We start from the raw sequence: 24,585 nt of genomic DNA on the forward strand, positions 1-24,585 counted from the left end.
ATTCACCGCATCAGCCCATCAGCGCCTCAGCAGGTCCGCCATCACGGCCACGCTCACGCGATCGTTCGTGCTTCGCCTTCGCCGTAGAGATTGCTCTCGCACCGCCCGCAGATCGTCGGATGCGCCGGATTGGCGCCGACATCCGCGCGGTAGTGCCAGCAGCGCTCGCACTTCTGATGGGTCGACGGCGTCACCGTGATGCTCAGCTCGCCGGCCAGCGTCACGCTCGCCGCCGACGTGATCAGCACGAACTTCAGGTCGTCGCCCAGGCTGTTCAGCAGGGCGAGGTCCTCGGCGTTCACGCCCAGCGCGACCTCGGCCTGCAGCGACGAACCGATCGCGCCGGTCGTGCGGACTTCCTCGATCGCCTTGTTCACCGCGTCACGGATCTCGTGGATGCGATTCCACTTCGCGATCAGTCCGTCGTCGTGCGCGACGCCGACGGACCAGTAGGTCTCGGTGAAGATCGTGTCGCCGGCCTGCTTGCCCGCGAAGACCTTCCACGCCTCTTCGGCGGTGAAGCTGAGGAACGGCGCCATCCAGCGCAGCATCGCGTTCGTGATGTGCCACAGCGCCGTCTGCGCCGAGCGGCGGGCCGCCGACTTCGGCGCGCTCGTGTACAGCCGGTCCTTCAGCACGTCCAGGTAGAACGCGCCCAGGTCCTCCGAGCAGTACACCTGCAGCTTGGCCACCACCGGGTGGAACTCATAGCGCTGGTAATGCGCCAGGATCTCCTCCTGGAACTGCGCGGCGCGGGCCAGCGCGTAGCGGTCCGCCTCCAGCAACTGGTCCAGCGGCACGGCATCCGTCGCCGCGTCGAAGTCCGAGGTGTTGGCCAGCAGGAAACGCAGCGTGTTGCGGATGCGGCGATAACCGTCCACGACGCGCGCCAGGATCTTCTCGTCGCCGGCGATGTCGCCCGAATAGTCGGACGCCGCCACCCACAGCCGGATGATCTCGGCGCCCAGCTTCTTGCTGGTCTCCTGGGGGTCGACGCCGTTGCCCAGCGACTTGCTCATCTTGCGGCCCTTGCTGTCCACGGTGAAGCCGTGGGTCAGCAGGCCGCGGTAGGGCGCGCGGCCGTTGATCGCGCAGGAGATCAGCAGCGACGAGTGGAACCAGCCGCGATGCTGGTCATGGCCCTCGAGGTAGAGGTCGGCCTCCGGGCCGGTCTCGTGCGCAGCGCCGGCGTGCGAGCCCTTGAGCACGTGCTGGAAGGTGGAGCCCGAGTCGAACCACACGTCCAGGATGTCCTGGCCCTTCGAGTACTGCGCGGCTTCATCGCCCAGCCACTCGGCCGGGTCCAGCTTGGACCAGGCCTCGATGCCGCCGGCCTCGACCAGTTGCGCGGCGCGCTCGATGAATTCGAGCGTCTTCGGATGCGGCTGGCCGCTGTCCTTGTGCAGGAAGATCGGCAGCGGCACGCCCCAGCTGCGCTGGCGCGAGATGCACCAGTCGGGCCGGCCGGCGATCATGTCGTGCAGGCGCGTCTTGCCGTTCTCGGGATAGAAGCTGGTCTGCTCGATCGCGTCCAGCGCCAGCTGGCGCAGGGTCTTGTCGGCCTTGTCGACGGTGAACACGCCGTCGCCCTCGTCCATGCGGACGAACCACTGCGCGGCCGCGCGGTAGATCACCGGCGACTTGTGACGCCAGCAGTGCGGATAGCTGTGGCGGATCTTGCTGTGCGCCATCAGGCGGCCGGCGTCCTGCAGCGCCGCGGCGATCACCGGGTTGGCCTTCCAGATGTGCTGGCCGCCGAACAGCGGCAGCTCGGCCTCATAGACGCCGTTGCCCTGCACCGGGTTCAGGATGTCCTTGAACGCCAGGCCGTGCGCGATGCACGAGTTGAAGTCGTCCACGCCGTAGGCCGGCGCCGAGTGGACCACGCCGGTGCCGTCGTCGGCGGTGGCGTAGTCGGCCAGGTAGACGGGGCTCTCGCGGTCGAAGCCCGGGTGCACGTGCGCGAGCGGGTGCTTGAACTTCAGCAGCTCCAGCGACTTGCCCGGCGTGACCGCGACGGTCTTGCCCTCGATGCCCCAGCGGGCCAGGCACTTCTCGACCAGCGCCTCGGCCACGACGAAGTAGCCGCGCTCCGTGTCGACCAGCGCGTACGGCAGCTCCGGGTTCAGGTTCAGCGCCTGGTTGGCGGGGATGGTCCAGGGCGTCGTCGTCCAGATGACGGTGAACGCCTCCTTGTCCAGCGTCGGCACGCCGAAGGCTGCGGCCAGCTTCTCCGGTTCCGCGCTCAGGAAGGCGACGTCGACGGCCGGGGAATCCTTGTCGGCGTACTCGATCTCGAACTCGGCCAGCGAGGAGCCGCAGTCGAAGCACCAGTACACCGGCTTCAGGCCGCGGTAGACGAAGCCGCGCTCGAACAGGCGCTTCAGCACGCGCAGCTCGCCGGCCTCGTTCTTGAAGTCCATCGTCCGGTACGGATGGTCCCAGTCGCCGAGCACGCCCAGGCGCTTGAAGTCCAGGCGCTGCTGGTCGATCTGCTCGGTGGCGTAGGCGCGGCTCTTCGCCTGCACCTCGTCGCGCGGCAGGCCGCGGCCGAAGGTCTTCTCGATCTGGTTCTCGATCGGCAGGCCGTGGCAGTCCCAGCCCGGGATGTAGGCGGCGTCGAAGCCCTCGAGCTGACGCGCCTTGACGATCATGTCCTTCAGGATCTTGTTGACCGCGTGACCCATGTGGATCTGGCCGTTGGCGTAGGGCGGGCCGTCGTGCAGCACGAACTTCGGCTTGCCCTGGCGCGCGACGCGCAGGCGCTGGTAGACGCCCTGGTCTTCCCATTCCTGGACCCAGCCCGGCTCGCGCTTGGGCAGGTCGCCGCGCATGGGGAACGGGGTGTCGGGCAGGTTCAGCGTCGAGCGGTAGTCAGGTTTGGCACCCGACTTGTCGTCGGACAAGGGGTTGGACTTGGAATCGTCGGTCATGGCGGCGGCAATCGAAGGAGGCGGCCGGTGGACGGGGCCGCGAGAGAAGAGGGGTGGCGCGGTGGGGCAGGAGGCACAAGAGGCGGGCCCGCGCGCCGGCTGAGCGGTCGAGATGAGCGGTCGAGATGAGCGATCGGGTGCTCAGCCCTTCAAATTCGGTCGCGGGTGGTCTGGCGGCGGACGGCGGCGTGGGTCGTCGCCGGTTCGGCGAAGTACGCGCGTGCCTGGCGGACGTCCTCGCGGATCGCGGCGGTCAGGGCGTCCAGACCGTCGAAACGGGCTTCGTCACGCAGTTTGTGCAGGAGTTCCACGCGCACGAGTTTACCGTAGGCCTCGCCCGGGCCCAGGCGGTCGGCCAGCGCCGCCGGCCAGTCCAGCGCATGGACCTCCAGCAGCACGCGGCCGGCGTCCTCCACCGTCGGTCGCACGCCCAGCGAGGCGACGCCGTCCAGCACGATGCCGCCGCCCTGGCCGCCCGCTTGGCCATCATGGCGGTCCTGGCCGTCGAGCCCGTGCACGCGCACGGCGAAGATCCCGTGCGCCGCCGGCTTGTCGTGGTCGAACCTCAGGTTCAGCGTGCGGAAACCGTCGCCCCGGCCGGGCGCGGTCTCCGCCAGCTGGCGTCCCAGTTTCTGGCCGTGGATCACGTGGCCGGAGATCGCGTATGGCCGTCCCATCAGCCGCGCGGCGCCGTCCATGTCGCCGGCGGCCAGCGCCTCGCGCACGGCGGAGCTGGACACCCGCAGGCCGTGCACCTCGTAGCTCATCATCCGCGCGACGTCGAAGCCCAGGCGCTGCCCCGCGGCATCCAGCGTCGCGTAGTCACCCTGGCGCTTGGCGCCGAAGCGGAAGTCGTCGCCGACGAGCACGTACTTCGTCCCCAGTCCGTCGACCAGCACCTGCTGGATGAAGTCCTGCGCCGGCAGCGAGGCCAGCGCCTCGTCGAAGCGCAGCACCACGACTTGGTCGATGCCGCAGCGCTCCAGCTCCTGGAGCTTGTCGCGCAGCGTGGCGATGCGCGCCGGCGCCAGTTCGGGCTTGCCGAGCTTCCTGGCGAAGAAGTCGCGCGGGTGCGGCTCGAAGCTGAGCACGCAGGTCGGCAGGCCGCGGTGGCGGGCCTCCGACAGCAGCAGCGCCAGCATGGCCTGATGGCCGCGATGGACGCCGTCGAAGTTGCCGATCGTCAGCGCGCATTGCGCCGCGATGCCGGGATGGTGGAAGCCGCGGAAAACCTGCATGGGCGGGGATTATCAGCCGCCGCGCGAGGCGCCGCCGCCGATGCGTGGATTCGGGCGGATCTGGCGGATCCGATGGATCAGGCGCCGATCAGGCGGCCGCGGCGGCCGGCGCGCCGGGCAGGTGCTGCGCGACGACGGCCAGCAGCTCGTCCATCTCGAACGGCTTGACCAGCAGACCGTCCATGCCGCTGGCCAGGCAGCGGGCGCGGTCCTCGTCGACGGTGCTGGCGGTCAGCGCGACCACCGGCGTGCGCGGCAGCAGCCGGCGCGCCTCCTCCTGCCGCCACGCGGTCGTGGTCGCATAACCGTCCAGCTCGGGCATGTGGCAGTCCATCAGCACGAGGTCGAAGCGCTGGGCGCGCAACAACTCGAGCGCCTCGCGCCCGTGCTCGGCCGGCACGACGCGCAGGCCGCAGCGCTCCAGCATCGTCGTGGCGACCAGCAGGTTGACCGGACTGTCGTCGACCAGCAGCACGCGGCCTTCCAGTCGCGGCAGCGGCGGCGGCGTGCCGGCGGACGGGGCGCGCGTCGGGGCGGCGGCCTCGGCGGCGCAGGCCTGCAGCGGCAGCGTGAACTCGAATACCGAGCCCTGGCCCGGCGCCGACGCGCAGCGCAGGTCGCCGCCCATGGCCCGGGCGATCTCGCGGGAGATCGTCAGCCCGAGGCCGGCGCCGTCGCGGCGGGCGCGGTCCGTGCCGGGGCCGCCCGCCTGCTCGAAGGGCGCGAAGATGCGTTCGAGCTGGTCCGCCGGGATGCCGTCGCCGGTGTCCCGGACCGCGAAGTGGAGCAGGGTGCCGGCGCGCATGTCCAGCACCGACGAGACCTCGAGCCCGACACGGCCGTGGTCGGTGAACTTGATGGCGTTGCCCACCAGGTTGTGCAGCACCTGCTGGATGCGCGAGGCGTCGCCCATCGCCCGGGCGGGGAGCTGCGGCGCGACGCTCAGCGTGAAGTCCAGTCCCTTGGCCCGCGCGGACTCGCCCAGCAGCCGGGCGACGTCGCCGGCGACCTCGCGGATGTCGAAGGGCCGCGCCTCGACGACCAGCTTGCCGGATTCGATGCGCGCCAGGTCCAGGATGTCGTTGACCAGCGTCAGCAGGTGCCGGCCGGAGCGGCGCACGATCTCGACCTGCTCGCGCTGCTGCGCGCTGAGGTCGCCGCGCTCCAGCAACTGGGTCATGCCGATGATGCCGTTGAGCGGCGTGCGGATCTCGTGGCTCATCACCGCGACGAAGCGGCTCTTGCTGCTGCTGGTCTCCTCGGCGGCGTTGAGCGCCAGGCGGCGCTGCTCGGCCAGGCGGGCCTGCTCGAAGCGCAGGCGCAGCAGTTCCAGCGTGCCGGCCTCGATGCGGCGGGACTCCAGGACCGTCAGCAGCCAGAACATCGCCAGTCCGCCGACGCTGAGCCAGCCGGTCACGCCGCCCTGCAGCGCGAGCCGGATCGCCAGCGGCGCGATCACCAGCGAGGCGAACAGCGCCTGCCCGCGCGCCCAGTGGCCCAGCGACACCATCGTGAAGGCGACCAGGCCGACCAGTGTCGTCATGACCGCGCCGTCGATCTCCGGCAGGTTGGGGGTGGCGAAGAGGGCGCCGATCACGCCCCAGGCCAGGCCGTCGAGTCCGAGTCCGGCCAGGTAGCGCCGCTCCTCGCGCGGCGAGGCGCGCTCCCGCAGCGGCAGGGCGAGGAAGCGTCGGGCCTGGACCGTGCGCCACAGCGAGATGATCCAGCGCGCCCCCAGCCAGCCCAGCAGGTCCACGACGGGCAGGTGCGGCCACAGCAGCACGACCGGCAGCAGGCCGAACAGCGCGCCCACGGCCGCGGGCATGGCCACGCGGGCCTGCAGGCTGCTCAGGCGCTCGGCCCGGACCTGGATCGCCACGCTGGCGGCGCTGTCCTCGTGATGTGCGATGTCTGAAATTCCCATACGACCCGGTCGGCGAGGTGTCCGACCGATGCGGCTCCTGCTGCTGGCGCTGCTCCAGGGCGGCGCTTCGGTGGCGCGTTTCTACCCAAGGATGGCGCCCCATGGACTCGGGGACTTCCCGCGAATGGGCGCTGTCCGGCGACGCCCCGGGGCGCGGACCCCGGGTCAGCCGGCCGAGCCGGGCGCCGAAGTGCCGGGGCCGGACGGCGGTTCGGACATGGCGAGCTCGCGCTGACGCTCGTCGAGCCACATCCAGCCGCCTTCCTTCAGCTCGGCCGGCAGTTCCAGCGCGCCGATGCGCTGCCGGTGCAGGCTCATCACCCGGTTGCCGACCGCGGCCACCATCCGCTTGGCCTGGTGATAACGGCCCTCGGTGAGCGCCATCTGCAGGCGCCCGTCGGGCAGGCGTTCGGCAGAGACCGCCCGCACCGGTTCCTCGGCGAGCTTGGGGTTGCGTTCCTCCAGCAGCACGCCGGCGACGAGCCGGCGCAGCTGTTCCTCGTCCACATCGGCCTTGCAGACCGCCTGGTAGAGCTTGGGCACGTGGTACTTCGGGCTGGTCAGCTTGTGCTGCAGCGGACCGTCGTCGGTCAGCAGCAGCAGGCCGGTGGTGTCCTCGTCGAGGCGACCCACGGGCTGGATGTCGCGGTTGCGCACCGGCTCGGGCAGCAGCGAGAACACGCTCGGATGGTGGCTCGGCTTGCGCGAGCACTCGTAGCCGGCCGGCTTGTACAGGAGGATCAGCGCCTTGTCGTGGTAGGGCCAGGTCTGGCCTTCCACCTCGAAGACGAGGCCGGCGGTGTCGAAGGCCTGGTGCGGATCGTCGACGACCGTGCCGCCGATCGAGACCAGCCCGTGGTGGACCAGCGCGGCGCAGTGCCGGCGGGTGCCGAAGCCCTGGCTGAAGAGGATCTGGGCGAGGGCCACCGGCTTGGCGGACTTGTTGGAGATTGCGGAACTCGAGGTCATGGGGAGGAATTGTCGCTTCGCGGGCGAATGTGTTCAGGAATTGAGCGATGTCAACGTTGGACGTTCGTCAGTGGGATGGGTGGGGACGTGAGGAGCACCTACACGGCACCTCCGAACCGGTCCTCGCCGCCATGCCATCCATCGTCCAACGCACCTCCATCTCCTTCAACGGGCAGGTCGACCCCCACGCTCAGGTCGACGCTCAGGCCGGCAATCAGGCCGGCAATCATGTCGAGGGCCGGCGCCTCCACGACCAGTTGGGAGCCGAAACAGCGACGCTGCCGCGCTGTCCCCGCGCGCCGGCGGGCTCGCGCACGCCGGCCCATCTCAACGAGGAGACGCTGCTGGGCGACGGGCTGCCCCACGCCAGCCGCCTGCGCGACGGTCCGGTGCTGATGGCCTCGCCGACCGTCCAGGAGGCGCTGTGTTTTGCCCGTGCCTGCGTGAAGCACCAGATCGGCTGCGTGGTGGATCTTCGATCGTCGAAGGACAGACAGCCTGCACACGCGAGTCCCCTGGACGGCGACAAGTCGGCCTTCGTCAATGAGGACGGGGTCGCCCGTTTTGCGCGGAAGGGGCGCGAGACCCCGTTGCGCGGCGTGGGGCCGGGCGCGGCCGAAGACCATGTCCGCAAGATCGAGCTCAGCCTCCAGCCCGGTCGGCAGACCCCGGCCGCGGATGGCGATGCGCCGCGCGACCTGTCCCTGTCGCTGGACTGGATCCGGGTGCACGTGGACGACGACGAGCCCATTTCGCCCCAGCGATTGCTCGACACCAGCGTGCATCTGGCCCGCACGGCGTCCACGGCGCACGTGGCGTTCCAGTGCGCGCAGGGGCAGCACACCGGCGCCACGTTCGCGGCCGCCCACGCCTTGCTCGAGGTGCATCGCCGCTTCCCGATCTTCGCGGACGAACTGCAGGATGTCGTGCTGGACGAATGCCTGAGCATCCGTCGCGATCGCGGCCCGGAGCTGTTCCGGCCCGAGGACCTCGCGTCACTGATGGCCTTCGGCCGCCTGATGCTGGAGGCGCGGGATCTGCCTTGACCAATGAACCGTCCGGCGCGGGTCGCGGGGATGGAAGGCTGACAGCCGGCCGGGGTTCTCAAACCAGAGCGGACCCTCAGCGCGACTGATCCCGGACCGCGTCCACGATCGCGCGCGCCACCACTTCCGCGGCAACCCCACCGAGCAACGTCATGTCGCCGTCGACGTCGGCGGCGCCGGTGGCGAGCGCGAACATCACGTCCCCGTCCATCACCGTGTGAACCGGCTGGATCGCGCGCGCCAGGCCGTCGTGCGCGATCTGGGCCAGCTTGGTGGCTTGCGCCTTCGTCAGGCGCGCATCGGTCGCGATGACGCCGATCGTCGTGGCGCTGCCCTGCAGCGCACCGCCGGGGCGTTCGCCGTCAAGGAGCGCCTGGACCGTCGATCGCGGCCGGCCGTCCGCGCCGCGCGAGCCCGCGATCACCTCGCCGCCGCGCGGATCGACGACGTCGCCCACCGCGTTCACCGCCACCATCGCCGACAGCGTCACGCCGCCGATGCGGACGGAGGCCATACCCAGTCCGCCCGGCATCGAGCGCTCGACGCCCAGCAGCTTGCCCACCGTCGCGCCGGTGCCGGCACCGATGCGTCCGCGCGAGCGCTCATCGGCCGATGCCGCGTCGCAGGCCGCGCGGCCGGCCGCCGCATCGGGCGCGGTCTGCGCCCCGTGCAGCCAGAGATCGAAGAGCACCGCGGCCGGCACGATGGGCACCCGCACCTGGCCGACACGGAAGCCGTGTCCCCGTTCCTCGAGCCAGCGCATCACGCCGTCCGCGGCGGCGAGGCCGAATGCGCTGCCGCCGGTCAGCAGGATCGCGTGGACCTGCTGCACGGTGTTCTCGGGACGGAGCAGTTCGAGGTCGCGCGTGCCCGGCGCGGCGCCGCGCACATCGACGCCGGCGGTCGCGCCGGCCTCGCACAGCACGACGCTGCAGCCGGTGGGCACCGACGGATGCGTGAAGTGGCCGACCTTCAGGCCGGCAACGTCGCACAGGGCGCCGGCGTCGGGCGATGCTTCGGGCAACGCGTCGTGCAATGCGTCGGACACCGCGTCGGACAACGAGCCGGGCAACCCGTCAGGCAAGCCACCGGTCAAAGCGCCGGTCGGTGATCCGCTCAAGGCTTGCCACCCTGCGGCTTCAGCGAGCCGCAGTCGCTGCCCAGGTAGCGGGCTTCGCCGGTGGAACGGATCACCTCGGTCTTGCCGTCGCGCTGCGCGCGGATCTCGCTCTTGGTCTTGTAATGGTCCGGGCCGAGGAAGGTGATCTCGTTGGTCCCTTCCGAGGCCGGATTGGTGCAGCGGAAGTTCACCAGCATCGTGTCGCCGGTGCGCTTGCTGTCGTGTTCGCACTTGCCGTCGGTGCGGGGCATCGCGGCGCGGTCGGCCTGTTCCTTCGTGACGCAGGATTTGAGCGTCAGCTCGCCGCCTTGGAAGTTCATGCTGACGCCGTGCTGCGACATCATCGATTCCATCTGCTTGCGCTGCTCGGGCGGCAGCGCCGCCATCTGCTTCTGCATCTGCTCCATCTGCGCCTGACGCTGCGGATCGAGCTGGGGCTTCTGCTTGATCTCCCACAACCCGGGCTTGAAGTCCTGGGCGGAGGCGGACACGACGCCGGCCGCGAGCAGCAGGCCGACGATCAGGGAGGAGGGGGCGAAAGACATGGCAGGCTCCCTCGCCGCAGGAGGGGCGAGCCACGCCAGTGTACGCAGCGGCGAGTCGGGATGCACCGCTAGGCGGAAACCGGAGCCATAGCAGCGCTATGGCGAGGATTTCCAACGACGCGGTGCGCCCGAATCGCCGCTGCGTCAGGCGAAGACGCCGGCCGTGTCCTGCATGCGCGCACTCACCTCGCCGAGGTGGTGCAGCGAGTCGCCGTACTGCATCTCCATGACGGCCAGGCGCTTGAAGTAGTGGCTGCCGATGTACTCGTCGGTCACGCCGATGCCGCCGTGCAACTGCGTGCACTGCTGGCCGACGAAGCGCATCGACTGACCCAGCTGCACCTTGGCCTGCGAGATCGCGCGGCGGCGCGCGTCCGGCGGCTCGTTCAGCTTGAGCGTGGCGAAGTAGCTCATCGAGCGCGCCAGCTCCAGCTGCATCTTGATGTCGGCCATGCGGTGGCGCAGCGCCTGGAAGCTCGCGATGGCGACGCCGAACTGCTTGCGCGTGTTCAGGTAGTCCGCCGTCAACGCGACGAAGCGGTCCATCGCACCGACCGCTTCCGCGGCCTGCGCGGCGATGGCGATGTCGACGGCGTGCTCCAGCACCGCGAGCCCGCGGTCCGGCCCGACCAGCAGTGTGGCGGGCGTGTCCTGGAGCGTGAGTTCGGCGGCGCGCGAGCCGTCGTGCAGCGCATATCCGCGCAGCGCGACGCCCGCCGCGTCCTTCGCGACGAGGTACAGCGCGATGTTCGCGCCGGCGCCGCCCGCGCATGCCGGCACGATGAACGCGTCGGCCGAGTCGCCCGCGGGGACGACGCTCTTCGCGCCGGTCAAGCGGTGATCGGCGGTCGCGAGCGTGTCGCAGACGTCGAGCCGGTAGCGCGCCTTGCGCTCCTGATGCGCCAGCACGACCAGTGCTTCGCCGCCCGCGATGCGCGGCAGCCACTCGCCTTGAACGTCATCGCCGGCGTGCGCGAGCACGGCCGGCGCGACCAGCCCGCCCTGCGCATACGGCTCCATCACCAGCCCGCGGCCCAGCTCTTCCATCACGACCATCGCCTCGGCCGGGCCGAAACCCAGGCCGCCATGCGCTTCGGGCACGGCCAGCGCGGTCAGTCCCAGTCCGGCCAGCGCGTTCCACGCCTCGCGCGAGAAGCCGCCCGCCTTCACGATCGCGCGGCGCTGCTCGAAGCCGTAGTCCTTGTCCACATAGCGCCGCACCGCGTCGCGCAGCGAGTTCTGGTCTTCGGTGAAATCGAAATCCATGTCGTGTCTCCTGCCTCAGCCCAGAACCGTCTGCGCGACGATGTTGCGTTGCACCTCGTTCGAGCCGCCGTAGATCGTCGTCTTGCGATAGTTGAAGTAGTGGCTCGCCAGCGGCGCGCAGTGGGCCGCGCCGACCTGGTCGCCCTGCCAGCCGGCCTCCATCGCTTCCTGGATGAAAGGCGTCGAATACGGCCCGGCGGCCAGCATCATCAGCTCGGTGTAGCGCTGCTGGATCTCGCTGCCGCGGATCTTCAGCAGGCCGGCGACGTCCAGCGACTGCTTGCCGCTGGACTCGGCCGACAGCACGCGCAGCACCATCATCTCGAGCGCGACGATGTCCACCTCCAGCAACGCGATCTGGTCGCGGAAGCGTGGGTCGTCGTAGACGCCCTCGGCCTTGGCGATGCGCTTGAGGCGTTCCAGCTCGCGCTTGCCGCGGTTGACGTCGGCGATGTTGGTGCGCTCGTGCGCGAGCAGGTACTTGGCGTAGGTCCAGCCCTTGTTCTCCTCGCCGACCAGGTTCTCCGCGGGGACCACCACGTCGTCGAAGAAGACCTCGTTCACCTCGTGCTCGCCGTCGAGCATGGTGATCGGGCGCACGGTCACGCCCGGCGACTTCATGTCGATCAGCAGGAAGGAGATGCCGGCCTGCGGCTTGACGCTGGTGTCGGTGCGCACGAGGCAGAAGATCCAGTCGCCGTACTGGCCCAGCGTGGTCCAGGTCTTCTGGCCGTTGACGACGTAGGTGTCGCCGCGGCGTTCGGCGCGCGTCTTCACCGAGGCCAGGTCCGACCCGGAGCCCGGTTCGCTGTAGCCCTGGCTCCACCAGACGTCGCCGCTCATGATGCCGGGGAGGTGGCGCTCCTGCTGCTCGCGCGAGCCGAAGGCCATGATCACCGGCGCCACCATCACCGGCCCGAAGGGCACGACGCGCGGCGCGCCGGCCAGCGCGCATTCCTCTTCGAACAGGTGGCGCTGCACGGCGTTCCAGCCCGGGCCGCCGAACTGCTTCGGCCAGGCCCAGCCGTGCCAGCCCTGCTTGCCCAGGATGCGCGCCCAGCGCTGCAGATCGTCCTTGTTCAGCCGCAGCGCGTTGTGCACCTTGTGGCTGATGTCCTTCGGAAGATGCTCGGCCACCCACTGGCGGATGTCGGCCCGGAAGGCCTGCTCTTCAGGCGTGAAGTTGAGGTCCATGTCGTCTCCTCCGCAGCCCCGCCTTGGGCGCCCCGCGTCGTTGCAAATCCTCGCCATGGCCGGGCCATGGCTGCGGTTGGCGCCTGACGGTGCATCCCAGATCGAGGCTACGGGCGTTTGTTGAACTGGTCGTGGTCCTTGCGGACTGCGGCGGGTTTTAGCACGAGCGTTCGATTTTTTCCTGTCCCGACCGGGACAAAGCCAGGGGCATCCCGGGGGTGGGGGGAGAATGCGCGGCTTCCGGGCTCCGAAGATCCGCCATGACCGCCTCGCTCCCGACCTCGACCGCGCCCTCCACCTCGACCGCGCTTCCCAGCTTGTTCGCGACGTCCCTGCCGCGGCCGGTGCTCGCCATCCACGGCGGCGCGGGCACGATCCGCCGCGCCGGCATGAGCGCGGACATGGAGGCGCGTTACCGCGCCGCGCTGGCGGAGATCCTGGCCGACGGCGCGTCCCGCCTGGCGCGCGGCGACGCGGCGATGGACGTGGCGGTGGAGGCCGTGCGCCGGCTCGAAGAGTGCGAGCTCTTCAACGCCGGCAAGGGCTCGGTCTACACGGCGGACCAGCGGCATGAGCTCGACGCCAGCGTGATGGACGGCCGCAATCGCGGCGCCGGCGCCGTGGCCGGCGTGACGCGGGTGCGCAATCCGGTGCTCGCGGCGCGGGCGGTGATGGCGCATAGCGGCCACGTGCTGCTGGTCGGCACGGCGGCGGACACCTTCGCCTTCGAGCAGGGCCTGGAGCGCGTGGCGCCGGACTGGTTCGGCACGCCGCAGCGGCTGGCGCAACTGGAGAAGGCGAGGGCGTCGGCGCTCGGCCAGGTGCTGGATCACGACGGGCAGCAGGCGCTCGCCGATGCGGGCGCCGTGCCCGGGACCGCCGGCGGCCCCATCGACGAGCAGACCAAGTTCGGCACCGTCGGCGCGGTGGTGCGCGACGCGGCGGGCCACCTCGCCGCGGCGACCTCCACCGGCGGGATGACCAACAAGCGGCCGGGTCGCGTCGGCGATTCGCCGATCCCCGGCGCCGGCTGTTATGCGGACGACCGCAGCGTCGCCGTCTCCTGCACGGGCACCGGGGAGGCCTTCATCCGCGCCGCCGCGGCCCACGAGGTCGGCGCGCTGATGCGCATCGGCGGCCTGCCGCTGGCGGAGGCCTGTGCGCGCGTCGTGTTCGACGAGCTGCCGACGGTGGACGGCGACGGCGGCCTGATCGCGGTCGACACGCTGGGCAACGTCTGGCTCGGCTTCAACACCGAAGGCATGTACCGCGGCTGGGTCGAGGCCGGCGGCGCGCCGGTGGTCGGCATCTACCAGGAAGAATGAGGACGGACGAACATGAACGGGGCCGGATGAGGTCGACCGATGCCATGAGCCAGCGTGTCGCCGTCCCGCTGATGCGGCGGGCCGCGCGGCTCGGCGGTGTTATGGTGCTGGCCGCATTGATAGGCAATGAGCTGCTGGCCGCGTGGCGCCGCCCGGCAGCTTCTACGAGTGGAGAGATGTCGCTGTGATTCCGTCGCTGCAATCCGAAGGGCAGGTCCTGGCCGAGGTCAACGGCTGCCTGGGCCTGATCACCTTGAACCGTCCGCAGGCGCTGAACGCGCTGTCGCTGGCCATGATCCGCGACATGACCGCGCTGCTGACCGCGTGGGCCCGGGATCCCGCGATCCAGGCCGTCGCCTTGATGGGCGCGGGGCGCGAGGGCAAACCCGCGGCGTTCTGCGCCGGGGGCGACATCCGCTTCTTCCACCAGGCCGCGCTCGCCGGTGACGATGCGCTGGACGCGTTCTTCACCGAGGAATACGCGCTCAACCACCTGATCCACCAGTTCCCCAAGCCCTTCATCGCGCTGATGGACGGCGTGGTGATGGGCGGCGGCATGGGCATCAGCCAGGGCGCGCGGCTGCGCGTGCTGACGGAGCACTCCAGGCTCGCGATGCCCGAGACCAACATCGGCCTGTTCCCGGACGTCGGCGGCGGCTACTTCCTGTCCCGCTGCCCCGGCCGCAGCGGCGAGTGGCTGGCGCTGACCGGCCAGGTCATCGGCGCGGGCGACGCGATCGAGCTCGGCCTGGGCGATGTCTTCGTCCAGAGCAGCGAGCTCCCGGCGATCGTCGAGGCGTTCCGCACCGGCGTGCAGGACAGCGCCGAGCACGTGGTCGCGACGGTGATGGAACGCGTGGACCTGGCGCCGGTCGCCGAGCACTGGAACTCGCGCGCGCTGATCAACAGGCACTTCTCGGCGGCTTCGGTGCCGGCGCTGTTCGCCTCGCTCGAGGCGGACGCCGATCCCTGGGCGCAGCACACGCTGGCGACGCTGAAGCAGCGCTCGCCGCTGATGATGGCGGTGACGCTGGAGCAGATCCGGCGCGCCGCGTCGATGAGCCTGGCCGACGACCTGCGCATGGAGCGCGATCTGGTGCATCACTGCTTCCACCTCCGGCCCGGCGCCGCCAGCGAGACGGTCGAGGGCGTGCGCGCGCTGGCCATCGACAAGGACCACGCGCCGAAATGGCACCCGGCCCGCGTCGAGGACGTGACGCGCGCCGACGTCGAGGCCTTCTTCCAGAGCCCCTGGACGGCCGCCGAGCACCCGCTGCGCGGGCTCGACTGATCGACTGATCGAGGTCCGTCGGCTCGTCGGCTCGACCGGCCCGCCGGCGGTTCGACGGGCTGGCGGATGACGCCGCGGGTCGCCCATCGCCCGCGTTGTCCCCCACGTGAGTGACGGGCAAAACCCGACCCCCGCGTTTTCAGAGAACCTTCACAGCGCCCGCCTAGAGTCGCCGCACTTCGCACCTCCCGTGCGGATGGATTTCGGAGCGACGGACGGATGACGATCAGGCGAGGGCCCAGGGCCGCGAACAGGGCGCGCATCGGCGCGGTGGTGTTGGCGGTCTGCGGCCACGCGTGTGCCCAGATTCCAGGGAGCGCGGACGTGCCACAGGCCAAGTCGGCTTCGCCGATGCAAGACCTGACCCCGACACCGAGCCCGCCCTCGAGGCCAGTCCAGGTCGCCAGGGCGGAGCCCGTGACGCTGGATCGCGTCGAGCTCAGCGGCCGTCACTACGACAACGCCATCGGCACGACGGACGCCGCCTCGCAGGGTGCCGTTCGCGCCGAACTGCTGAAGAGCCGCCCGGCGCTGCGGACCGGCGAAGTGCTCGAGTTCGTGCCGGGGTTGATCGTCACGCAGCACAGCGGCGACGGAAAGGCCAACCAGTACTTCCTGCGCGGCTTCAACCTGGACCACGGGACCGACTTCGCCACGTCGGTCATGGGACTGCCGGTCAACATGCCCAGCCATGCGCACGGGCAGGGCTACTCGGACCTCAACTTCCTGATCCCGGAACTGGTCGAGCGCATCGACTACCGCAAGGGGCCGTACTTCGCCGGCAACGGCGACTTCGCAGCCGCGGGGTCGGCGGACATCGGCTACTTCCGCCGGCTCGACGATCCCTTCGTCGCGCTCACGCTGGGGGAGGGCAAGTACCGGCGCGCCTTGGCGGCCGGATCGACGGACATCGGCGGCGGCATGCAGCTGCTCGGCGCCGCGGAGGGCATGCGCAACGACGGTCCGTGGAAGCTGCCGGAAGACCTGAGCCGTCGCAACGTGGTGCTGAGCCTGTCGGGCGGCACCGCGGGCACGGGCGGCACCGGGGCCGACCGCTGGCGCATCGGGCTGATGGACTACCGCGCGGACTGGACCTCGACGGACCAGGTGCCGCAGCGGCTGATCGATGCGGGCCGCTTCGAGGGGCGGCCCTTCGGGCGCTTCGATGCGGTCGACCCGAGCGACGGCGGCGACACGCGCCGCAGCAGCCTGTCCGCCGAATGGCAGCGCGATGCCGAGGGCAGCAGCACGCGACTGGCCGCCTATGCGATGGCCTATCAACTGGCGCTGTATTCCAACTTCACCTACGCGATGGAGCGCCCCGACGTGGGCGACCAGTTCGCGCAGAAGGACGACCGCAAGGTCTACGGCCTGAGCGGCAGTCACGCGTTCGACCACGTGCTCGGCGGCCTGCCGGCGCGTTCCGAGTTCGGCTTCCAGGTGCGCCAGGACCGGGCGCGGTTGGGGCTGTTCAAGACGGTGGCGCGCGTGGTCGTCGATCCGGCGACCGACACGACGCGCGACGACGACGTGCGCGAGACGCTGTCCGGCGTGTACGGCCAGACCAGCGTCGAGCTCGCGCCGTGGGCGCGTTCGGTGCTCGGCGTGCGCGCCGACCAGGGGCGCTTCCGCGTGGACCACCGCGCTGGGGGAGGCAACTCCGGCAATGCGCGCGAGACGCTGGTGTCGCCGAAGTTCTCGCTGGTGCTGGGACCTTGGGCGAAGACGGAGCTGTTCGTCAACGCCGGCCGCGGCTTCCACAGCAACGACGCGCGCGGGGTGACCAGCGCGATCGATCCGGCGCAGGGCCTGGTGAAGGCCAGGGGCTACGAGCTCGGCCTGCGCAGCGAGATCGTGCCCGGGCTTCAGAGCTCGGTGGCGCTGTGGAAGCTGGACTTCGATTCGGAGCTGGTCTATGTCGGCGACGCCGGCGCGACCGAGGCCAACCGGCCGAGCCGGCGGCGCGGCATCGAGTGGAACAACCGCTACGTGCCACTGCCCTGGCTGCTGATCGATGCGGATCTCGCGTGGACGCACGCGCGTTTCTCCGACGCCGATCCGGCTGGCAATCGCATTCCCAATGCGGTCGACAAGGTCGCCTCGATGGGCGTGACGGTGCGGGAACTCGGGCCCTGGTCGGCGAGCCTGCAATGGCGCTACCTGGGCAGCGGCGCGCTGATCGAGGACAACAGCGTCCGCTCGCATTCGTCGCTGACGACCAACCTGCGCGTGAGCCGGCGCTTCGGCACGAAGACCGAGCTGACGCTGGACGTTTTCAATCTCTTCGACCGCAAGGTCAACGACATCGAGTACTACTACGAGTCGCAGCTGCCCGGCGAGGCCGCACCGGTCGCCGATCGCCACGTGCATCCGGCCGAACCGCGCACCGTGCGCGTCACGCTGCGCCGCAGCTTCTGACGCTGCGCTGAATCAATGACCTCTTCTGCGTAGACGCAGGGGGACTGACCTACTTCAATCAACGCCCCCCATCAGAACGCCCTTCGGAGGGAATCGACAAACGCCACTTCGCTTCGACACTGCATGCATTCGAGCCGTGAGCTCGGTGGTTGTTGCAGTAGACATGGAGAGATGCAAATGGCGTTTGCAGAAATGGAATCTGAGCTGGAGATGGAGCCGGAGGTGGAGTCACTCGATGAACGCGTGACCGAGCCGGAGACGGCGTCGGTGCCTTCATTGTCGCCCGTCAACCCGTCGACCGCGGCAGAGCTTGATGCGCTGGAAAGCATGCCTGGATTGGCTCGGCTGATGCGCATGTTGCGCGTGCCCGAAGAGTTCTTTGGAACTCCGTCTGAGCGCAAAGCCAGGGACCGGGGAGAGTCGGTCGACTGGGCATCGGCGCCGCGGGAGATCGGCAAGTTCCTCGCCTACTGGGAAACTCGCTGCAGCGATGTGTTGTTTCACCTGCACTTGGGGGCCGAGGTGCTCCTCAAGCATGGTGTCCGGATCTGCACTGGTGAGATGGCGATCCTTCTCCTCCATGAGGAGGACACGATGGATATCTTCATCGAGTTGAGCGTCGACACCGACTGGAGGCGAGCCAGTGACTTGACGCGTGAACTCGATGGGCTCGCCAATCAGGTTGGCGTGCCTTATCACGGATTCTGCTTCAGCTTCGTTCAAGGGGCTGGAGACGACGAAGCGGATGAGAGTCTTGATTGGGATCAAGACCTGGACTGAGGAGATCGCATGTCAATCAAACCCGAAAACCTTTTGGAACTGGCCAGCGAGCAAGCCCGGCATGTTGGTGAGCCGTGGCGGCGTTCTGCCATTTCCCGCGCGTACTACGCGTCTTTCCACCGATGTCTGGCGTGGGAGCGTGGGCTGGCCCGGCGCGGCCAAGTCGCGAAACCGCAGGGCGGCATTCATCAGCGCCTGATCGACAGGCTCGGCGCGCCGAACGGTGCCTGCACGCCGAAGCAGAAGTGTCAATCGGTCGACCTGCACCGGCTCCTGAGCCGCCAGAAGGATCAGCGTGTGATCGCGGACTATCGTTTGCGCCGCTCCGTGAGTGAGATCGATCTCAAGAAGCAACTCTACGACGCGCGCCTGCTCTTCAAGACCTGCGGCAGCTGATGACGATCAATGCGCCTCCAGGCGCATTGATCGTCGGTGCGGGGCCGGAAGCCCCCCGGGCGAGACTTACTGCGCCCGCTTGCGCCGCGCCACGAACCCGACGGCCGCGAGGCCGGCGAGCATCAGCGCGTAGGTCCCCGGCTCCGGCACCGCCGTGATGGCGATGTTGTCGACCGCCGCGTTCAGCCCGCCGCTGAACACCAGCGAGCGCCCCACGCCGGCGAAGCTCACCGACGCCAGGTCGAAGTGGCAGTACGACGACTCCGAGCAGCCCAGCTGCGCGTTGTTGGCCAGCGAGAACGAACCCAGGATGGACCCCGTGCCGTTCAGGCCGCTGTAGATCGTGACCGCGCTGGCCAGCGCGCTTGCCGACGAGTAGTACAGCGACACTTCGCCGGTGAAGCCCTTGGCGACGTTCATCAGGCCGGTCTCGCCCATGTTGTTGAACATCACGCCGCCCATCGTCGGGGCGTTGCTGAAGTAGTTGCCGCTCGGGCTGTCGGCCAGGCCGTCGTTGGCCAGGCCCAGGATCGAACCGCTGAACGACACGCCCAGGTTGACGCCGCTCAGGCCGGCGCCGTCGGTGCCGCCGTTGTAGTAGTCGGCGACCGAGGCGAAGCTCGTCGGGCCGTCGAAGTCGATCCACGCGTTGGCGGCATGGGCCGGCGCCGCGGACAGGGCGAGGGCCGACAGCGCGGCCAGGGACATCAAGGCGGTGGAAGCAGCACGCTTCATGGGAGTTCTCCGGTGGGGGTCAGGGGTTGCCTCCCGCATGCAAGCCGCGCGGATCGGGCCTGCACGTCGGGACGCTTCGGCCGCGAGTCTCGAATCCGTCCAAGGCAGTCGCGTGACGGAAGTCCCGCTCCACGGGTTTCCCGCGTCCCTGGTTTCAGGGGACGCGATTCCGGGTCCTGCCACGGCGCTGTCACGGCTCGGTCAAGCCGGCTTTCTACGCTGCGCGTGACTTTTTCCTCATCCGGTCCTCGCTGACTCCTGGAGCAACCACCATGCGCTTCCCCTTCGCCCGACGCGACGTCGCCCTCGCCGCGCTCGCCGCCCTCGGCTCCCTCTCGCTGAGCACCGTCCCCGCGCCGGCAGCCGCCGCGGGCAAGACCCCCGGCCGCTACGTCAGCGGCGACTTCCACAACCACACCACCTGCTCGGACGGCTCGATCTCGATGCAGAAGCTGGTCAAGAAGGTCACCGACAAGCAGGACACCCCCTGGGGCCTGGACTGGTTCGTCCAGGCCGGCCACGGCGGCAACGGCAACCGCAACTGCACGCTGGTCGAGGACGCCTCGCTGTCCACGCCGTCCTACCCCTTCGTCGCCGGCCGGGGCCCGACGACGACCTGGTCCGCCAGCATCGGCGCGGCCGCGATCAAGGGCGACAACGGCGGCGTCGGCGGCAACGGCAACATGTGGCGCTGGCAGTCGATCCAGGAGTTCCAGTACCCGGTGCTGGAGTACCTGTCGGTCGCGAAGAACCTGCCGCTGTTCATCGGCATGGAATCGGTGGTGGCCGGCCATGAGCACAGCTCGATGTCCATCGTCACGGGCCAGATGCCCAACGGCATCGATGGCACGCAGCTGCCCGCCAGCGGCAGCTTCTCCGCGCTGGGCAACGCGGACGCGCTGGCGCAGTGGTCCTACTGCTTCGACCGCGGCGACACCGACCGCAGCCGCGGCAACGTCACCGGCTCCAACGTGGGCAACAACTGGAACTGCGCGGTCCCGGGCAGCAACAGCCAGGCCGACGTGAGCTGGAACGCACAGGCCCAGAAACTGATGCCCGCCGGCGGCGCCGGCGTCGGCACGCGCGGCCACCTGAAGACGGTCGAGGCCTTGAAGTGGATGGCGCAGAACCATGCGACCGCCAGCTACTACGTGCCGGCCCACCTGGAGCGCGCCGGCCCGTTCTACGCCGACGGCAACCAGGGCTTCAACGTCGAGCACCTGCGCAACTTCAACAACGCCGCCCCGGGCATCGCCTTCGGCTTCGAATCGCAGCCGGGCCACGGCGCCTCGGCCAACCGCGGCGAGTACCAGGTCAACCGCAACACCTTCGGCAGCGAGAAGGTCGACTCCGTCGGCGGCACGACCTTCGGCGGCACCGGCGTGTACGCGGGCGTGGTCGGCGGCGTGTGGGACGCGCTGCTCGGCGAGGGCCGCAACTTCTGGTTCTTCGCCAGCTCCGACTGGCACAACCGCGGCAGCTTCGGTCCCGATGACCGCCGCTCGACGCAGGACTTCTATCCCGGCGAGTACCAGCGCACCTACGCGATGGTCCGCAACGGCACCGACAAGCTGCGCCCGCAAGCCATCGTCAACGGTCTGCGCTCGGGCAACGCCTGGTCGACGACCGGCCAACTGATCGACCGCCTGGCCGTGGTCGTCTGCGCGTCCTACGCCGGCCCGGGCGCGCGCAGCAGCGCCTCGGTGGAGCAGCTCGCGCTGAACGCCGCCACCGGCAACACCGACACCGACGTGACCGGCTGCGCCACGATGGGCGAGAAGCTGGTGGTGCGTCCCGGCGCCGAGCTCGTCGTCGCCGTCGCGGTGCGCGATCCGGCGGGCACGAACTACTCGCCCTACAGCTTCCCGAATCCGTCGCTGAAGCAGGTCGGCATCGAGCAGCCGATCAACCAGCCGGTGCTGGACCACATCGACCTGATCCGCGGCCTGGTCAGCGGCTACCGCGCGCCGGGCTCGGCCGACTACGCCGGCGAATGGCCGCGCAACACCAACTGGCTGCGCACCGACGGCACGACCACCGGTCTGGCCAACGTCCCCGCCGCGGCGAAGAACACGACGGCCGCGGTGATCCGCAGCTTCAACGGCGCCGGCTCGTCGCCGTGGGTCAAGGTGATCTCGGGCGCGGACAGCACGCAGTTCCTGAAGATGAGCACCCGGATCCCGGCGGTGACCGCCTCGCAGTACGTGCGGCTGCGCGGCACCAACCTTCCGGCGTCGGTGCCGTTCGAGACCGACGGCAGCGGCAATCCGCTGGCGGACCTGTACACCAACGCCAACGACTCGTCCAAGCTGCGCATCGCCTGCACGACGGTGGGAACCAACGTCCCGGCCAACGGCACGACCTACACCGGCACGACCATCGACGGCTGCCCGAACCACTTGCCAACCGTCGGCGGCGTGAAGTACGTGGCCTACGACGTGGCCGCCTGGTCGGACCTCTGGTTCTACAGCAACCCCGTCTACATCGAAGTGAGCGGTTCGACGCAAGTGGCAGGTGTGAAGTAAGCCAGTCGCACTGAAGCCCTCGGCGCCGCGCGTTTCGACGCGCGGCGCATTTCCATTTTCAGAAGTGATCCGATTGCCATGTCGATGACGATGCCCCCCGCCGAAGCGCGCGCTGCTTCTACCTCTTCTTCGTCGTCCAAGGGCGGCTGGCCCTCGTGGACGCGCGAGCCGCTGCTGCACTTCCTGCTGCTGGGCGGCGTGCTGTTCGGCGTGGACCACGTGATGGTCAGCCGCGCGGACGATCCGATGCGCATCGTCATCGGCCCCGAGGTCGATGCGGAGGCGACGCAGGTGTTCACCGCCTCGCGCGGCCGCGCGCCCGATGCGAAGGAGCTCGCCGCGCTGCGCCAGGTCTGGCTCGACAACGAGGTGCTGTACCGCGAAGGCCTCGCATTGCAGCTCGACAAGGGCGACACCGCCATCCGCGAGCGCGTGATCTTCAAGTCGCTCAGCATGATCGACGCCGGCGTGAAGCTGCCGCCGGCCGACGACACGCACCTTCGCGGCTGGTTCGAATCGCATCGCGAGAAGTACGACGATCCCGCGCGCTTCGACTTCGAGGAGGCCGTGCTGGCCGGCGACGCCGATGAGGCGGCGCTTCGCGCCTTCGTCGCCAAGCTCAATGGCGGCGCGGGTGGCGCGAATGGCGCGAATGGCGGCGCATCAGGCGACACCGGCGCCGGCCTGCGCGTCTTCAAGGGCCGTCCGCATGCCAACCTCGTGCAGAGCTACGGCGCGGACTTCGCGAAGGCGATCGAGTCGTCGACCGTCGGGGAGTGGCGTGTGTTCCGCACCGTTGAAGGCGGCAATCCGGCCTGGCGCGCCATGCGGCTGGTCTCGACGACACCGGCCCGACCCGGCGACTTCAACAGGCTGCGCGGCGTCGTGCTGCAGGACTGGACCGATGCGACGCTGTCGGAGCAGCGCAGTGCGGCAGTCCTCGCGCTGAGCCGCAAGTACACGATCCGCCGTGAGACCGCCGCGACGACGGCGACGACCATTTCGACGGCGCCGACGACGGCGACATCGGCGACCACGTCGACCACCGCGCCGGCCGCCGGCCTCGGAGGCGAATCGAAATGAGCCTCTGGATGCGACGGATGCTCGGCCTGCTGATGGCGGCGGCCGCCTTGGCGGGCGGCAGTGCGCGGGCGCACGAGATGAGCATGGCCGAGATGCAGGTGCGCGAGACCGCGCCCGGTGAATTCATCTGGCAATGGACGGCGAGCGAGAAGCGCGCCGCCGATGAAGTGCTCGCGCCGGCGTGGCCCGAGGGCTGCACGGCGGAGGGCCTGACCCTGCATTGCGGCAAGTCGGGCCTGACGGGCACGCTGACGATGGACGGTGTCGGCCGCCAGTACTCGGCCGCGCTGGTGAAGGTGTTCTGGATCGACGGCCAGACCAGCGTCTACACGCTGACGGCGGGGCAGCCGTCGGTGCAGCTGTTCGGCTCGGCGCAGGACAGGCGCGGCATGGGCGAGATCGCCCGCGCCTACACGCTGCTGGGCGTGGAGCACATCCTGGCCGGCATCGACCACCTGATGTTCGTGATCGGGCTGCTGTTCCTGGTGGGATTCCGACGCCAGCTGCTGTGGACGATCACCGCGTTCACCGCGGCGCACAGCCTGACGCTGGGCATGAGCGCGCTGGGCTGGCTGCAGCTGCGGCCGCCGCCGGTGGAGGCCACGATCGCGCTGTCCATCGTGCTGGTCGCGTGCGAGGCGCTGAAACCATCGAAGGGCCACGAGACGCTGGCGCGCCGCTGGCCGGCGCTGGTGGCCTTCCTGTTCGGGCTGGTGCACGGGCTCGGCTTTGCCGGCGCGCTGCGGGAGATCGGCCTGCCGGAGAACCACCTGCTGGTCGCGCTGCTGACCTTCAACGTCGGCGTCGAGATCGGCCAGTTGATGACGGTCGGCGCCTGCTGGGCGCTGTGGCGGGTCTCGCGCCGATGGCCGTGGACCGGGCGGCTGCGCACCGCGCTGCTGTACCTGATCGGCTCGGCGGCGGCGTACTGGTCGTGGCTGCGCATCGCGGCGATCGCCGGGTGAGGGGAGCGTCGATGCCTGCATCCGAAACCTTCAGTCTGTTCCCTACGCCCGTGATGCGCGTGCCGGGCGCCTTGCCGCCGACGCTGGTGGCGGCCCTCGTGGCGCACTTCAGCGCGGAGGCCGTGCGGGACAACAACAGCTCCGCGAAGCTGGTGCACACGCGGATGCTCCAGCCGGGCGACAGCCCCTTGCTGGTCGACGTCGCGGCGCTGCTGGCGGGGCCGCTGTCGGAGTTCGGCGCGCTGCTCTTCGGCGAACGCATGGCCTGGGGCGTCAAGGAGCTCTGGGTCAACGTGATGGCGCACGGCGGCCATCAGGCGATGCACAACCACGCCAACAGCTTCGCCTCGGGGATCGTGTACCTGACGGGGACGGACGACTCGGCGCGGACCGTGTTCATGAAGTCGCCGGGCGGCACCGATTTCAGCTTCAAGAACGACCACCCCGGCATGGTCGCGGGGCCGTTCAATGCGGAGAAGTGGATCAGCCCCTCGCCGTCGCCCGGCGACCTGATGCTGTTCCCGAGCTACCTGATGCATGCGGTGCCGCCCAACGACGGCCAGACGCGCATCAGCCTCGCGTTCAACGCGATCCCGGCGCGCCTGAACTCATGGGGCTACACGATCGGGTTCAGCGGATGACGGAGTCGGTGACGTCCGCCGACCCGCCTGATGCCATCGACCCCGCTTCGGCAGCGTCACGGACCCGTGCGCTCCGAAGCGGCGCAGGCGCCGCAAGCAATGGGGCTGTGAGCATCGGTGGTTCCCTCGCAATGACCCTCATGTGTATGTGCGGGGGGACTCACCTACTCGAAGTGATTTCCCCCATCGAT

The 24,585-nt window shown here is 69.7% G+C and carries 20 protein-coding genes; 11 read left to right on the forward strand and 9 right to left on the reverse strand.

Features of this window, described 5'->3' with window-relative positions; genetic code table 11:
• Positions 1–53: 53 nt before the first annotated feature.
• From ileS to ACQ4L4_RS02545, 4 genes are all read right to left on the reverse strand, one after another.
• Positions 54–2,933, reverse strand: coding sequence for an isoleucine--tRNA ligase (ileS, locus tag ACQ4L4_RS02530; RefSeq protein WP_431102628.1), 2,880 nt, complete (start codon positions 2,931–2,933; stop codon positions 54–56).
• 149 nt (positions 2,934–3,082) lie between these two features.
• On the reverse strand, positions 3,083–4,171 hold the full coding sequence (locus ACQ4L4_RS02535) for a bifunctional riboflavin kinase/FAD synthetase (RefSeq protein ID WP_431102629.1): 1,089 nt from the start codon (positions 4,169–4,171) through the stop codon (positions 3,083–3,085).
• 88 nt (positions 4,172–4,259) lie between these two features.
• Complete coding sequence (locus tag ACQ4L4_RS02540) at positions 4,260–6,095, reverse strand: ATP-binding protein (protein ID WP_431102630.1); 1,836 nt, start codon at positions 6,093–6,095, stop codon at positions 4,260–4,262.
• Between the two features lie 165 nt (positions 6,096–6,260).
• The gene (locus ACQ4L4_RS02545; RefSeq protein ID WP_431102631.1) at positions 6,261–7,064 is read right to left on the reverse strand and encodes a pseudouridine synthase; all 804 of its coding nucleotides are present in this window, start codon (positions 7,062–7,064) and stop codon (positions 6,261–6,263) included.
• 56 nt (positions 7,065–7,120) lie between these two features.
• Here ACQ4L4_RS02545 and ACQ4L4_RS02550 point away from each other — a divergent pair, with 56 nt between their 5' ends.
• Positions 7,121–8,110: a hypothetical protein gene (locus ACQ4L4_RS02550; protein ID WP_431102632.1), complete on the forward strand. Its 990-nt coding sequence runs from the start codon at positions 7,121–7,123 to the stop codon at positions 8,108–8,110.
• Positions 8,111–8,186: 76 nt separating this feature from the next.
• Here ACQ4L4_RS02550 and ACQ4L4_RS02555 read toward each other — a convergent pair whose 3' ends face one another.
• From ACQ4L4_RS02555 to ACQ4L4_RS02570, 4 genes are all read right to left on the reverse strand, one after another.
• A complete protein-coding gene (locus tag ACQ4L4_RS02555; RefSeq protein WP_431104851.1) occupies positions 8,187–9,134 on the reverse strand; it encodes a P1 family peptidase in 948 nt (315 codons plus the stop codon).
• A gap of 92 nt (positions 9,135–9,226) precedes the next feature.
• Positions 9,227–9,775, reverse strand: a complete 549-nt coding sequence (locus ACQ4L4_RS02560) for a DUF3617 domain-containing protein (protein WP_431102634.1) — start codon at positions 9,773–9,775, stop codon at positions 9,227–9,229.
• 144 nt (positions 9,776–9,919) lie between these two features.
• Complete coding sequence (locus ACQ4L4_RS02565; RefSeq protein WP_431102635.1) at positions 9,920–11,041, reverse strand: acyl-CoA dehydrogenase family protein; 1,122 nt, start codon at positions 11,039–11,041, stop codon at positions 9,920–9,922.
• Between the two features lie 15 nt (positions 11,042–11,056).
• The gene (locus ACQ4L4_RS02570) at positions 11,057–12,235 is read right to left on the reverse strand and encodes an acyl-CoA dehydrogenase family protein (protein ID WP_088405453.1); all 1,179 of its coding nucleotides are present in this window, start codon (positions 12,233–12,235) and stop codon (positions 11,057–11,059) included.
• A 260-nt stretch (positions 12,236–12,495) separates the two neighbouring features.
• On the opposite strand from ACQ4L4_RS02570, the gene ACQ4L4_RS02575 reads away from it, so the two are divergent.
• The 6 genes from ACQ4L4_RS02575 (at position 12,496) to ACQ4L4_RS02600 (ending at position 18,445) form a co-directional block, all read left to right on the forward strand.
• On the forward strand, positions 12,496–13,560 hold the full coding sequence (locus tag ACQ4L4_RS02575) for an isoaspartyl peptidase/L-asparaginase family protein (protein ID WP_431102636.1): 1,065 nt from the start codon (positions 12,496–12,498) through the stop codon (positions 13,558–13,560).
• 44 nt (positions 13,561–13,604) lie between these two features.
• Positions 13,605–13,748 carry a hypothetical protein gene (locus ACQ4L4_RS02580; protein WP_431102637.1) on the forward strand — a complete coding sequence of 48 codons (144 nt, stop codon included), beginning with the start codon at positions 13,605–13,607 and terminating at the stop codon, positions 13,746–13,748.
• On the forward strand, positions 13,745–14,851 hold the full coding sequence (locus ACQ4L4_RS02585; RefSeq protein WP_431102639.1) for an enoyl-CoA hydratase/isomerase family protein: 1,107 nt from the start codon (positions 13,745–13,747) through the stop codon (positions 14,849–14,851). The genes ACQ4L4_RS02580 and ACQ4L4_RS02585 overlap by 4 nt, the downstream gene beginning before the upstream one ends.
• A gap of 417 nt (positions 14,852–15,268) precedes the next feature.
• Entirely contained in the window at positions 15,269–17,269 is a 2,001-nt protein-coding gene (locus tag ACQ4L4_RS02590) for a TonB-dependent receptor (protein ID WP_431102640.1), read from the forward strand.
• A 177-nt stretch (positions 17,270–17,446) separates the two neighbouring features.
• On the forward strand, positions 17,447–18,049 hold the full coding sequence (locus ACQ4L4_RS02595) for a hypothetical protein (RefSeq protein ID WP_431102641.1): 603 nt from the start codon (positions 17,447–17,449) through the stop codon (positions 18,047–18,049).
• 9 nt (positions 18,050–18,058) lie between these two features.
• Positions 18,059–18,445, forward strand: a complete 387-nt coding sequence (locus ACQ4L4_RS02600) for a hypothetical protein (RefSeq protein WP_431102642.1) — start codon at positions 18,059–18,061, stop codon at positions 18,443–18,445.
• Between the two features lie 66 nt (positions 18,446–18,511).
• On the opposite strand, the gene ACQ4L4_RS02605 is transcribed toward ACQ4L4_RS02600, so the two are convergent.
• Entirely contained in the window at positions 18,512–19,180 is a 669-nt protein-coding gene (locus ACQ4L4_RS02605) for a PEP-CTERM sorting domain-containing protein (protein WP_431102644.1), read from the reverse strand.
• Between the two features lie 272 nt (positions 19,181–19,452).
• On the opposite strand from ACQ4L4_RS02605, the gene ACQ4L4_RS02610 reads away from it, so the two are divergent.
• The 4 genes from ACQ4L4_RS02610 to ACQ4L4_RS02625 all read left to right on the forward strand — a co-directional run bounded on the left by ACQ4L4_RS02610 (position 19,453) and on the right by ACQ4L4_RS02625 (position 24,394).
• Positions 19,453–21,705, forward strand: a complete 2,253-nt coding sequence (locus ACQ4L4_RS02610) for a hypothetical protein (RefSeq protein WP_431102645.1) — start codon at positions 19,453–19,455, stop codon at positions 21,703–21,705.
• A gap of 84 nt (positions 21,706–21,789) precedes the next feature.
• Positions 21,790–22,788, forward strand: coding sequence for a peptidyl-prolyl cis-trans isomerase (locus ACQ4L4_RS02615; protein ID WP_431102646.1), 999 nt, complete (start codon positions 21,790–21,792; stop codon positions 22,786–22,788).
• Positions 22,785–23,753: a HupE/UreJ family protein gene (locus ACQ4L4_RS02620; RefSeq protein WP_431102647.1), complete on the forward strand. Its 969-nt coding sequence runs from the start codon at positions 22,785–22,787 to the stop codon at positions 23,751–23,753. The genes ACQ4L4_RS02615 and ACQ4L4_RS02620 overlap by 4 nt, the downstream gene beginning before the upstream one ends.
• Positions 23,754–23,764: 11 nt before the next feature.
• A complete protein-coding gene (locus tag ACQ4L4_RS02625) occupies positions 23,765–24,394 on the forward strand; it encodes a putative 2OG-Fe(II) oxygenase (RefSeq protein ID WP_431102648.1) in 630 nt (209 codons plus the stop codon).
• Positions 24,395–24,585 lie beyond the last annotated feature (191 nt).

It is taken from the genome of Roseateles noduli (assembly GCF_050626985.1).
Taxonomy (GTDB): domain Bacteria; phylum Pseudomonadota; class Gammaproteobacteria; order Burkholderiales; family Burkholderiaceae_C; genus Roseateles; species Roseateles noduli_A.

Coding starts and splice junctions, on each gene's coding strand:
- ileS (WP_431102628.1), bottom strand. CDS start 2,933: ATGACCGACGATTCCAAGTCCAACCCCTTGTCCGACGACAAGTCGGGT.
- ACQ4L4_RS02565 (WP_431102635.1), bottom strand. CDS start 11,041: ATGGATTTCGATTTCACCGAAGACCAGAACTCGCTGCGCGACGCGGTG.
- ACQ4L4_RS02610 (WP_431102645.1), top strand. CDS start 19,453: ATGCGCTTCCCCTTCGCCCGACGCGACGTCGCCCTCGCCGCGCTCGCC.
- ACQ4L4_RS02600 (WP_431102642.1), top strand. CDS start 18,059: ATGTCAATCAAACCCGAAAACCTTTTGGAACTGGCCAGCGAGCAAGCC.
- ACQ4L4_RS02605 (WP_431102644.1), bottom strand. CDS start 19,180: ATGAAGCGTGCTGCTTCCACCGCCTTGATGTCCCTGGCCGCGCTGTCG.
- ACQ4L4_RS02575 (WP_431102636.1), top strand. CDS start 12,496: ATGACCGCCTCGCTCCCGACCTCGACCGCGCCCTCCACCTCGACCGCG.
- ACQ4L4_RS02615 (WP_431102646.1), top strand. CDS start 21,790: ATGACGATGCCCCCCGCCGAAGCGCGCGCTGCTTCTACCTCTTCTTCG.
- ACQ4L4_RS02535 (WP_431102629.1), bottom strand. CDS start 4,171: ATGCAGGTTTTCCGCGGCTTCCACCATCCCGGCATCGCGGCGCAATGC.
- ACQ4L4_RS02570 (WP_088405453.1), bottom strand. CDS start 12,235: ATGGACCTCAACTTCACGCCTGAAGAGCAGGCCTTCCGGGCCGACATC.
- ACQ4L4_RS02545 (WP_431102631.1), bottom strand. CDS start 7,064: ATGACCTCGAGTTCCGCAATCTCCAACAAGTCCGCCAAGCCGGTGGCC.
- ACQ4L4_RS02540 (WP_431102630.1), bottom strand. CDS start 6,095: ATGGGAATTTCAGACATCGCACATCACGAGGACAGCGCCGCCAGCGTG.
- ACQ4L4_RS02560 (WP_431102634.1), bottom strand. CDS start 9,775: ATGTCTTTCGCCCCCTCCTCCCTGATCGTCGGCCTGCTGCTCGCGGCC.
- ACQ4L4_RS02625 (WP_431102648.1), top strand. CDS start 23,765: ATGCCTGCATCCGAAACCTTCAGTCTGTTCCCTACGCCCGTGATGCGC.
- ACQ4L4_RS02595 (WP_431102641.1), top strand. CDS start 17,447: ATGGCGTTTGCAGAAATGGAATCTGAGCTGGAGATGGAGCCGGAGGTG.
- ACQ4L4_RS02620 (WP_431102647.1), top strand. CDS start 22,785: ATGAGCCTCTGGATGCGACGGATGCTCGGCCTGCTGATGGCGGCGGCC.
- ACQ4L4_RS02580 (WP_431102637.1), top strand. CDS start 13,605: ATGAGCCAGCGTGTCGCCGTCCCGCTGATGCGGCGGGCCGCGCGGCTC.